At 39.8% G+C, this 10,420-nt stretch carries 12 protein-coding genes; 11 read left to right on the top strand and 1 reads right to left on the bottom strand.

Features of this window, described 5'->3' with window-relative positions:
- Positions 1-226 precede the first annotated feature (226 nt).
- From OEY58_08435 to OEY58_08385, 11 genes are all read left to right on the top strand, one after another.
- The gene (locus OEY58_08435; GenBank protein ID MDH5325473.1) at positions 227-598 is read left to right on the top strand and encodes a lactoylglutathione lyase; all 372 of its coding nucleotides are present in this window, start codon (positions 227-229) and stop codon (positions 596-598) included.
- A gap of 77 nt (positions 599-675) precedes the next feature.
- Positions 676-1,035 carry a hypothetical protein gene (locus tag OEY58_08430; protein MDH5325472.1) on the top strand — a complete coding sequence of 120 codons (360 nt, stop codon included), beginning with the start codon at positions 676-678 and terminating at the stop codon, positions 1,033-1,035.
- A 149-nt stretch (positions 1,036-1,184) separates the two neighbouring features.
- Positions 1,185-1,601, top strand: coding sequence for a hypothetical protein (locus OEY58_08425; protein ID MDH5325471.1), 417 nt, complete (start codon positions 1,185-1,187; stop codon positions 1,599-1,601).
- Positions 1,601-1,777, top strand: a complete 177-nt coding sequence (locus OEY58_08420) for a hypothetical protein (GenBank protein MDH5325470.1) — start codon at positions 1,601-1,603, stop codon at positions 1,775-1,777. Before OEY58_08425 ends, OEY58_08420 begins: the two co-directional genes overlap by 1 nt.
- 159 nt (positions 1,778-1,936) lie before the next feature.
- Positions 1,937-2,260, top strand: coding sequence for a hypothetical protein (locus OEY58_08415; GenBank protein ID MDH5325469.1), 324 nt, complete (start codon positions 1,937-1,939; stop codon positions 2,258-2,260).
- A gap of 280 nt (positions 2,261-2,540) precedes the next feature.
- Positions 2,541-3,341: a hypothetical protein gene (locus OEY58_08410; protein MDH5325468.1), complete on the top strand. Its 801-nt coding sequence runs from the start codon at positions 2,541-2,543 to the stop codon at positions 3,339-3,341.
- An 860-nt stretch (positions 3,342-4,201) separates the two neighbouring features.
- Positions 4,202-5,185: an AraC family transcriptional regulator gene (locus OEY58_08405; protein ID MDH5325467.1), complete on the top strand. Its 984-nt coding sequence runs from the start codon at positions 4,202-4,204 to the stop codon at positions 5,183-5,185.
- 519 nt (positions 5,186-5,704) lie between these two features.
- Positions 5,705-6,706, top strand: coding sequence for a hypothetical protein (locus tag OEY58_08400; protein MDH5325466.1), 1,002 nt, complete (start codon positions 5,705-5,707; stop codon positions 6,704-6,706).
- Positions 6,707-7,041: 335 nt separating this feature from the next.
- Positions 7,042-7,512: a hypothetical protein gene (locus tag OEY58_08395; GenBank protein MDH5325465.1), complete on the top strand. Its 471-nt coding sequence runs from the start codon at positions 7,042-7,044 to the stop codon at positions 7,510-7,512.
- A gap of 153 nt (positions 7,513-7,665) precedes the next feature.
- Positions 7,666-8,199 carry a DUF1697 domain-containing protein gene (locus tag OEY58_08390; protein MDH5325464.1) on the top strand — a complete coding sequence of 178 codons (534 nt, stop codon included), beginning with the start codon at positions 7,666-7,668 and terminating at the stop codon, positions 8,197-8,199.
- Positions 8,200-8,207: 8 nt separating this feature from the next.
- Positions 8,208-8,585 carry a GFA family protein gene (locus OEY58_08385; protein ID MDH5325463.1) on the top strand — a complete coding sequence of 126 codons (378 nt, stop codon included), beginning with the start codon at positions 8,208-8,210 and terminating at the stop codon, positions 8,583-8,585.
- A 19-nt stretch (positions 8,586-8,604) separates the two neighbouring features.
- Here the strand turns inward: OEY58_08385 and OEY58_08380 are convergent, their stop codons facing one another.
- Positions 8,605-10,410 carry an ATP-binding protein gene (locus OEY58_08380; protein ID MDH5325462.1) on the bottom strand — a complete coding sequence of 602 codons (1,806 nt, stop codon included), beginning with the start codon at positions 10,408-10,410 and terminating at the stop codon, positions 8,605-8,607.
- Between the last annotated feature and the right edge of the window lie 10 nt (positions 10,411-10,420).

The following is a 10,420-nucleotide window of genomic DNA, read 5'->3' as shown; positions in this document are numbered from 1 at the left end:
TGGATGGACTTGGTAACGAAATACGGGTTGCCATCGACTATATTTGAATAATTACTGTAGGAACCACAAGCTATATGAAAGCACTCCAGACATATACTCTTAACTGGGTTTTTCTACAGTCTCGTTAGTAGGTGGTGGTCACTATACAAATTCCAACCACTACTGACACAACGCTGTCAGTAGCGAAATGTTATAAAGGGAATTTTGTAATAGTAAAAGGGAACGTATGAAAATATCAGTAAGTATAGATGTCTCGGATTTGAAAAAAGCAGAAAAGTTCTATATTGACGCCCTCGGGTGTCAGAAAGTTCGAGACCAGGGGCCAGATATGGTTGTTCTTTCAGTAGAGAATTGCGATATTTATGTTCAGGAAAAAGCGGCAGGAACACTACCAACCACATCAAGTGACGTGGTTCGAGATTATAAAAGACATTGGACACCTGTTCATTTAGATTTTCTCTGTAAAAATATTGAAGAAATCGTTACTAAAGTAGTTATTCTAGGTGGATCACACGAAGGCGGCGATAGCGGAGAATGGGGATCTATCGCATATTGCGCTGATCCATTTGGTAACGGGTTTTGTGTTATTAATGAGTGATAATTCATAAACACATTTTGCACTAACCAGCCCCTTCAATGCGCCGGTGAGGGAGTCGTTAGTGTGGCGGAGAGTGAATGAAAAACAACTCTAAGTTCATACTTTCTGCGCTGATACTATTTTCTGTTGTTATGGGTGTATATGAACTGGTATTGTTTTCAAAAGAAATGGAAGTTTCAAGATCGCTTAGTTTTATTTGGGCTTTTGTATTTTTAGTATTTGTGGCCTTGTGGGTTAGCGAAGACAGCAAAGCATTCCCGGAAATTTATAGACCCTTCGACTATGGATATTTGGTGTTTCTCTTTTACATACTATATTTACCATATTATTTGGTAAAAACGCGGGGCATTATGAAAGGGGTTGCAATGCTATTAGGCTTTATATTTTTGTTCAATTTCGCATTGTTACTTCAGTGGCCTATTTTTTGGTTGAGTTAAAATGACGGCCGTCACTAACCAGTCCCTGCACACGGACGCATTGAAGCGGCGCACCTTTTGTGGTGAATACCACAAAAGGTGCGCCGCTTCAATTCGCCGGTGAGGGTGGTCCTTATGGAGGAATAGTAATGAAATATTGGAGGATATAAATGCATACACCTATAGAGTTTTACCTGGTAATTCCATGTGATCTTTTTCGCGCAGGCACGCCCACAAAACCCAAGTTCGATTATATCAGAACGAAACCCCCTCGAACTGATGATCAAGTTTTCGATCTAAAAATTGATCCTGATACCAATCTAATAGATCATAATTCTGGTGGTCTGAGTTTATTTAACAAACCAAAATTAGAAAACGGAGGAGATTGGTGGGTAATTCCCGCAGGTATAGATCTTCCTCGTGGATTCACAGTAACTAAAGATTTAACGGATGGTGTATTTAAAGGACATTATTCGATTAGATCACTAGAGAGCATTCATATAGATGACTGGAAAAATATTCTAAAAAAATGGGCCGAGGAAAATGCGATTAGTCTGAAGGAATATAGAAATAAAGGAGCTGTGTGATGTTTGGAACACAAGAATTAAGGCTAATTCGTTACGCAGTAAAAAAGACAATGGATGACCTGAGAAAGAGGCAAAATATATTAGATCCAGAAAGTGACGATGCTGTGGAAATAGCGAACGATTTATCTTTGTATTCTATAATACTTGAGAAAATAGCCGAAAAACCAGAAGTATAAAGTATAGAGCAAATAGAAGAAAAAAATGACAACATATCATAACCAGGTGTTCAACGCGGACATACCTCCGCGGCGGACTTTTTGTGCAGAATCGCACTAAAAGTCCGCCGCTACGGCATGCCGGTTAACCTGCGTTACAAAGCAATGTAGGGGAAGCAAATGGAAATAGATATTGACGAATTAACTGAAGAAGAACTTATTGCTCTAAACCATAGAGTCGTAGAAAGACTTAAATTCTTAGAAACTATGCATGCGTATAGCGAGATGATGCAATTTAGTCTGGGTGAGCAGGTTACTTTTCAGCCTCCGGGAAGGGAAAGGCAAATCGGCACATTAGTAAAATACAACAAAAAGTCTGTGACGATAATTACAGAATCCGGGCAAAAATGGAATGTTTCTCCACATCTTATAAGCAAAGTACAAGAAGCTAAGCATAAGGGGAAAACATCAGGAAAAGTTGTAGAACTATACAATGATACATAGTGTCATAACCAGCTACTCAACAAGGACGCACCTCAGCGGCGCACCTGTTAGTATGGTCGTTGAGGCTGTAGAAAAACCCAAGTTGAAGTATTTTTTAGATTATTTGATTAATATTGGAAAATCTTAACGTATGAACAAACATCAACACAGCGTAACCCAGAGCTCATTTATAAAGCCAAATCCTCATGAGTCAACACCGGTTTCAAAAATTGGGAAAAGACGCGCTAGAGGACAAAACAATTTAAAAATGATATATTTTTAGTTTTTCTACAGTCTCCTTATGGAATTGTATACTAGTCAAAAATGCGCTTACTGCCGTGCTCGTTTAACCATCCATCAAAAAGTGCGTGGTGGGGTGTGTGCCAGCCAATCTTGCAAATTGGAAAAAGCGAAGGAGGATGCTAGAAATCGGCGCGAATTACAAGCGCAACATTTAAGACAGCGAGTAGAACAGTTGTACCAGCAACAGAGCTTCAAGGCGGAACCTGATTCTGCAGCCATTGCCGTTTTACCAGCTAATACATTACAAATGCGGCCAATACCAGATTCCAGAAAAGTAGCGTTTGTCGGATATTTAAATATGATAGCTGATGAATTGGCTACGACCGATCTACAGAAGTTGGACGAAATAATAGACAAAAGAGTTAGTGATTACTGTGAACTGTTTGACGAGGAACGTAAGTTGCTGGGTAAAGCGTGCGCAACCTGTCGCGGGTATTGTTGTGTAACGGTTGGAGAAAAAAACGCTTTTCTTGATGCCATCATAATGCGCCGTTTTTGGCGAGAAAATCCGCAGTTAACCACTGGCCAACTGGTGGATTTGTATACTGGTTACATTGCGTCTGAATGTGTAGAACATTCATGTTTATACCATAGCGATTTAGGGTGTCGATTACCGCGTAATATGAGAGCGTATATTTGTAATGAGTATTTATGTCCACCTCTCCTTACACTACGAAACGATCTGAAACAGTTAGACTCACAGAATGTATTTGCTGCTGCTACGCGAAATCAGGATATAGTCCGTTTTGCATATTTCGACAAAGAACAATGTGTAAAGATGTGGCAAGAAAGTTACTAAGTTTATATTCAAGACTCATTGTTAGAGGGTCTGTGAATTTAAGTCTTAAATGTAATCATGATGTGTTCAAGCAGCTTGAAAGAAACTTGCTGGCGTTAAGCGAATAATATTTGAAAAACACTAAAGCCTGGCATGTAGAGCCTAGCTTGTAATTATAAGGTGACAGTTGTATCTGTCAATTATCTTTAAACGGATTACGATGGAGAACTGACGACTTTAAAATTAAATTCCGAAACTGATAAAATATATGAAAATTTCTGAAAAAAATGTTTTTGCAGGTGAAATTCGATTGGAAGGTGGTCGCTATATTTGGTCGAAATCCTCTGAGCTTCCATTATGTTTGATACAGCTTCGTTATGTAGACCATGGATATAGAAAAGCATGATTGTGAAGGAAATTGCATTTTAGATATAAGAGTATGTCTCCGGCCCATTCGTTGATAGAGAATGTCCGGGTGGGCTTTAGAAAACAAGATTAGTGTAACAGAACAAGACATCCGAGCTGCTGACGCAGACGGTGTAGGCGAGGAAATTTCATTTTCAGTGATTAGCAATCTAATTTTGCCGTTTTTGTGGAACCCAGGGAACCTCTGATTAATTCCGTGTATGGCAGAGATGGGGAATAAATTGGTAAGTGCGAGGCGAAAAACGCAGGGAATATCGGGAATATTTCCAAGTTTTCAACGAAGCAATTGACAATTTAGTCCTCATATATGCCATACACGGAGTTAATCAGAGGTTCCCTAGCTAGATGACGGCTGAAATAAACCATTTCCAGCACTTCGTGTCCGCCCTCCCGTAGGCCGTCCAGATGATTTCGGATAAGATTGAGCAAACGAAAATATAAATGCGAAGTGATGTATGGTTGCCGGCAGAGAAAACGAGAACAGCGAATATCTAAGAAGGGTAAATCGAGTCTTGGACTATTTGGATGAGAACTATTCAGAAGAACTAAGCTTAGAGTCATTAGCTGGTATTGCCAATTTCTCACCCTATCACTTTCATAGAATATTTAAGGGTATCGTTGGAGAGTCTTTGTTTAAATACACCCAACGAATTCGGGTCGAAAAGGCTGCTAATTTCTTAAAATACCAATCAAATCGTACGGTATCAGACATAGCGAGTGAGTGTGGATTTGGCAGCCCCGCGTCCTTCGCAAGAACTTTCAAAGAGTATTACGGAGTAAGTGCAACAGAATGGAAAAAAGGTACCCACAAGGAATATAGCAAGAATCGCAAAGTACCGAGCAAGGATTGTGAAGAAGTTAGCAAATCCTGGAAAGGAATTATCGTGTCATCCCTGTATATTGATCCATCTACTAATAACTCTAGGTGGAGAGTCAATATGTTAAACAGAAGTGCTATATCTATTGAAGTAAAGAAATTGCCTCAGGTCAGTGTGGCGTACATTCGCCATATTGGAGAATTTAAAGGCGAAACAGAAAAGTGGGCGGCTCTTTTTCACAGGCTAATGAAATGGGGTGGAGCCAGAGGTTTACTTAAGTGCCCAGGAACTGAATTTTTTACGGTGTTTAGGGATGATTTGAACCTAACCGATTATGCTAAGTTCAAAGCAGATGTATGTATTTCAGTTGATTCAAATACGAAACCTGATGGCGAGGTAGGTGTATCCATAATACCCGCTGGAGCATACGCTGTGGCAAGCTTTGAGATTGATGGGGATGAATTCGAACAGGCATGGGACCTGGTTTATAGCGAGTGGCTCCCAAGTAGTGGGTATCAGCCAGATGAGCGATGTTGTTTTGAACGCTACTTGAATGATCCAAAATTACACCCCAAGAATAAGCACGTAATAGAAGTATGTATTCCAGTTAGGCCGCTGTAGTATGGATATATTAGAAATGAAACGTATATAACAAGGCCGGTCAAGAAGGACAGGGAGACCACACCCGATAATAGGCACACCTCAAGCTAACAACAAAGAGGTGTTCGTTTGTACTGGATGACTTGCAGGGAGAAAATATGTCAGTGTCAGTAATTTATGTTAGTGGAGGAACAACATCCAGGGACCGAGTATTTGTGCTGACGGAGGCCTAGGACTTCCTGTTCATTCTTCTTCACGATAAAGTACTAGGGTTTTGTAATATCTAGTGAATACAGCCCTGTACCGGGTAAGCAACATCCTATATTGCGGGATAGTACTTTATTCCTATAATATATCCTACTTTGTCCCTGGCTAGGAGCCATTTGGAAAAACTAATTCTTATTTAATTAGTGTGGCAGTTGATATTCGAGGTTTTCCTATAGATATCATGCTATTTCTAAGACCAAGTGTGAATTATTTTAGAGAGAACATTTAGGAAGACATCCTTGTTTATTTTGGCGTTTGCCAGGACCACACTGCATGACCGTAAGATCTTTAGATATTGACATAACAAAGGGTATTTTAACTATAGGCATGGTATTTGCCCATGTAATTCAACTATTAGCATTTCAGCCTAATGTATGGTTAAGCAATATTTCTGGGGTTGCCAATTTAGTCTCATTTTCCGGGTTTTATTTTTGTTTCGGATATGCGGTGTGGACTGCCTATCTTCAAAAAGAAACGCCTCCTTGGAAGTCAGTCATTCGAACCGCTATTAAGTGCTACATTGCTTTTTTGGTTTCAGGTATTGCCTTCCTGACTCTTGTATCCAATAAACCTCTAGAGATACAATTGGTATTAAAAGTCGCTTTGTTGCGCGTAATCCCGGGTTATTCCGAGTTTCTTATTTCTTTTGCACTAATTGTAATTTTATCAAGTATATTTTCGTCGCTTATTACCAAGTGCATAACTGGTAAAAATATATTGTACGCATCTTTAGCATGTAGTGTATTTATGTTTTTACCAAAGCATATCTCCTTTGACCCGTATGTTGGCCTATTTATCGGCGGAAAAGGCTATGCCTATTTTCCTGTGATCCAATATCTACCACTTTTTCTATTTGGTGCTTTTTTGGCCCGATATAATTTTGGCTTCGATAAGAGACTATTTTTCGTTTCTGTTGGTTTGGTTTTGGTATATTATATTCTTACTCTATACGATGTTCAGGCAAGCCGATTTCCACCGTCGCTGTTATGGATAGTTGGCTCGGCCGGCCTTACTTACATTTATTATGGAATAGCCGTTTTTATTGGTAACAATGCTACAAGATTCATTAAATTTTATTTAAACGTTGTAGGCCAAAATGTTTTGCTCTACCTGGTAGTGAGCAATATAATTATTTTTACTCTTGTCGCACTTGGATTGTCTAAGAGTTTGAACGTGTTTGAATCCGTTTTCGTGTTTGCTGCGATAATGTTAGGTATTTTATTCCTTCACTATATTAGTGTCGATTTTAGCACAACCGACAAACGAATGAGATAAGCGGGTCCCCTACGAATTCTCTCGACCTTTCCTGTAGTGGAACTAAACAGAACAATGGCATACACAATATTCTATGGTTATTACTCGCTAAAGCTAAATAATCTAGAAAACAACCGGAATATTGTAAATATATCGTTCATTTGTTTTTACGTCGTGATTTTACGAGAGTTTGAGAAAGATTTCTCTGTTTTGGGTTATGCTTTTGCAGCAATGCCGATTGCATTGCAAATACATTTGATGCTTAAATCAATTCGGCTTATCCGACTCAATAGGGCAAGCAATAATTCTTAGATCCGAGTCTACATTAACAATTCTTTTTTTGGCGGAGCGGTAGCATGAAATTATCCTTCTTTCTTTCCTTAACACTCTTGGTATTTGTTTCGTGTACAAGAACGGAAAAAGGTCTTGTATTTGGTATACCCAGCTACGAAAAGCGCCATGTCCAAGTCTCAAACATGGATCTGGAGATACTGGAAAAAGCAAAATATATATTAAAAGACAAAGATCACTGGACAAATGACAAGGCAAGGACCTGTACCGGTCAACCGCCTTTCAATTTGTACTGTGTGCTTGAGAAGGCATCAATCGATATAGACGGTATTTACATACACAGGCGTCCAGCTCTTCAAGAAGTGAGATTTACCATCGACGATAAATTCAAAGAGCGATGGCGCGTACATCGGCTGGCCGATTTTAACGGACACCCTGGTACGACATACGAGGATGTCATTGGCGTATTGGACGAAAGCATAGGCCGAATAAAACACAAACTGTCGTCTTACTCGACGCGCGATTCGAAAAAATAATGATTGTCCGTTCCTTAGACAACTAATATTGATTATGACGTAGAAAATTTCAACGCACCACTGAGAGCAACAACGGTAACAATATATTATTGATTTACGCCGTGAAAGGCATGTCGGCGTTTAAACTGAACACAAATGGAATAGGTTACCATAATGAACACTTACGTCTTGTTGTTTAGGGGTATTAATGTCGGCGGTAGGAATACTATACACATGAAAACGTTAGTTGATGCGTTGACTAACTGCGGTTGTCGACATGTGAAAACCTATAATCAGAGTGGTAATGTTGTGTTACAAAACCCAACGCCGCCCGGCGAGTCAATATGGCTCTCCATAGGAAACGCTGTTGGCTTTTCGCCCGATATCATCACTTTATCCCGCCTCCAATTTTCTAACGCAGTCAAAAACAATCCATTCACTGCTAAAGATGGCAAAACAATTCACTTTTATTTTTACCCGATACAAGCTAAACCTAATATAACCCGGTTAGAAAAACTAAGGTCCCCTAGTGAGGCATATAAGATAGTAGATTCGGTATTCTATTTATACGCGCCCGATGGTATTGGTCGCTCTAAACTGGTTGCTGGTTTAGCAAGCTGTTTGGACTACTCCGTCACAGGTCGCAATTTGAACACCATACTAAAGTTGGATAAATTAATGTCAGACATTGCTAGAGAAGGAGTGTGAAAGTGGTCATGCATAAAGGCAGTTGTCATTGTGGCACCGTACAATACGAAGTAGACGCACCAGAGGATCTTGAGGTCACCGACTGCAATTGTTCCATATGCTCAAGAAGCGGTTATTTACATTTAATCGTACCCAAATCCAAATTTAAACTTTTAGACGGAGAATTTAATTTGATCACATACACCTTCGACACTCATGAAGCAAAACATTTGTTTTGTAAAACCTGTGGAATTAAGTCATTTTATATACCCAGGTCTCACCCCAATGGGGTTAGTGTCAATGCTCGTTGTTTGGACAAAGGAACTGTCAAGTCCATGAAAATAGAAACCTTTGACGGTTTACACTGGGAGGAAAGTATACACACACTCAAATCCGTTGAAGACTGAGTTGTAGTGTATTATGTAATTAGGCATTAAGACTTTGGGTTTTACTGATTGCCGGAGACAAAGGCACTGTTATCCAGAATGTTGACCCCTGTCCTATTGCACTAGAGACACCGATTTGTCCGTTCATCATTTCCACCAGGCTCTTGGATATTGTGAGACCTACACCGGTTCCATCGACTCCTTCATAACGCCCTACACGTTCAAATGGCTCAAATATTACTTGTTGCTCTTCTTCAGACAGACCCAGTCCGGAATCTGTCACTTCAATTCGAGCATACCCTTGATCCAGATGAACAACGCAGCTAACCTGTACGTGACCGTGTTCTTTGTTGTATTTAATTGCGTTGGATAGTAAGTTTATCAAAATTTGTTTAAACCGTGTTGAGTCAACTCGGACAAAGGTTTCCGTATCTAACTGCTTGTAATCCAATGATATTCGGTTTTGCTCAGCTAACGGAGAGATAAAACCAATAGATTCAGATATGACGCCATCCAAGCGACAATCATCAAGATTACACGGTAATTTTCCCGCTTCGATCCTGGACAAATCCAATATTTCACCTATTAGCTCCAACAGATGCTCCCCGCCTTTGAGGATTTCTTGTACAGATTCTCTACTAGAATCATTTAATGAATCGTCGTAAAAGAGCAGTTGACCGAATCCTAATATTGCGTTTAAGGGCGTTCGTAATTCGTGGCTCATATTGGATAAGAATTGCGTCTTCGCGTGGCTCGCCTGTTCTGCTTGTTCTTTTGCTTTAACAAGTGCTGCTTGCGCCAGCTTTTGCTCTGAGATATCGTTAAAAAGCACCACATAACCTTTAAGCTTTCCTTTCCATAAAATGGGGCTTCTGGTTAAATGCACCGGGAAAGTGGAACCGTCTTTACGGATAAAGGTATTTTCACTACGGTACAAAATGTGGGGCGCGTCTATTTCAAGTACGCCCCAAAACCTGGAAGGGTCCATCTCCGGCCCAATGACACTCAACATATCACTACCTAAATATTCTTCTGCACCAGAACCACCTAGCAATTCAATACACATTGGATTTACAAAGGTACAAATACCATCCGTGTCGACACCAAAAATACCTTCGCCTGTAGATTCCAAGAGCAATCTTACTCTTTGCTCACTATTCTGGAGTTGGCCTACGAAATGTTCTAATCTCTCTTGCTTTCTATTTAGTGCTGCTGCTATAGCATCGAGTTCATCAGCATTTTCATTGTCAATCTGGGATACATATTCAATTTTTTCTTTAAATCCTCCAGCTTCCGACTTTTCTATAAAGCGATTTATGATACTCAGCTTATGAATAATTAGTTTTTCAACTAATAAGAAAATGAACATAGCCACAATTAGTGTTTTAATTGCATTGGATGCCAAGATCAACCAAAAACGATGCAGCAACCTTTGATAGACTACCGATAAATCGGCCTCAATGTATAACTCACCCAGGTAACGCATTTTCTCGTTATAATAGTACTCTATAGGAATTCGTTCTTGCATGACCTCTTTGATTTTTACTGTTCCGCTGGACACATACACCTTGCCATTTACGTAAATAGCCGCATAGTTAATTCCCGGTAGCGCATTAATACCCTTTAGGGCAACTCCCAGCTCCTCCTTATCATCCAGCCAAAGATTGGAAGATAGTGTACCCAGAAGACCCAGCTCTACATCACGAAGGGTGTTATGGATTCCGAGGATATCTTTCTTATAGTCACTATAGAGCTGAAAACCGGTAAGAATCAGAGTTAACACAGAACTAAACAGGATGATGTTAACTGCTAATTTTTTGGATAGATTTTTGTTAAGTAAAACCAAGCGGATTCTC

Source organism: Gammaproteobacteria bacterium (assembly GCA_029882975.1).
In the GTDB taxonomy this organism is placed as follows: domain Bacteria; phylum Pseudomonadota; class Gammaproteobacteria; order SZUA-152; family SZUA-152; genus JAJDNG01.
Note: the sequence above shows the minus strand (reverse complement) of the source record. Positions and strands in the feature narration are given on the sequence as shown.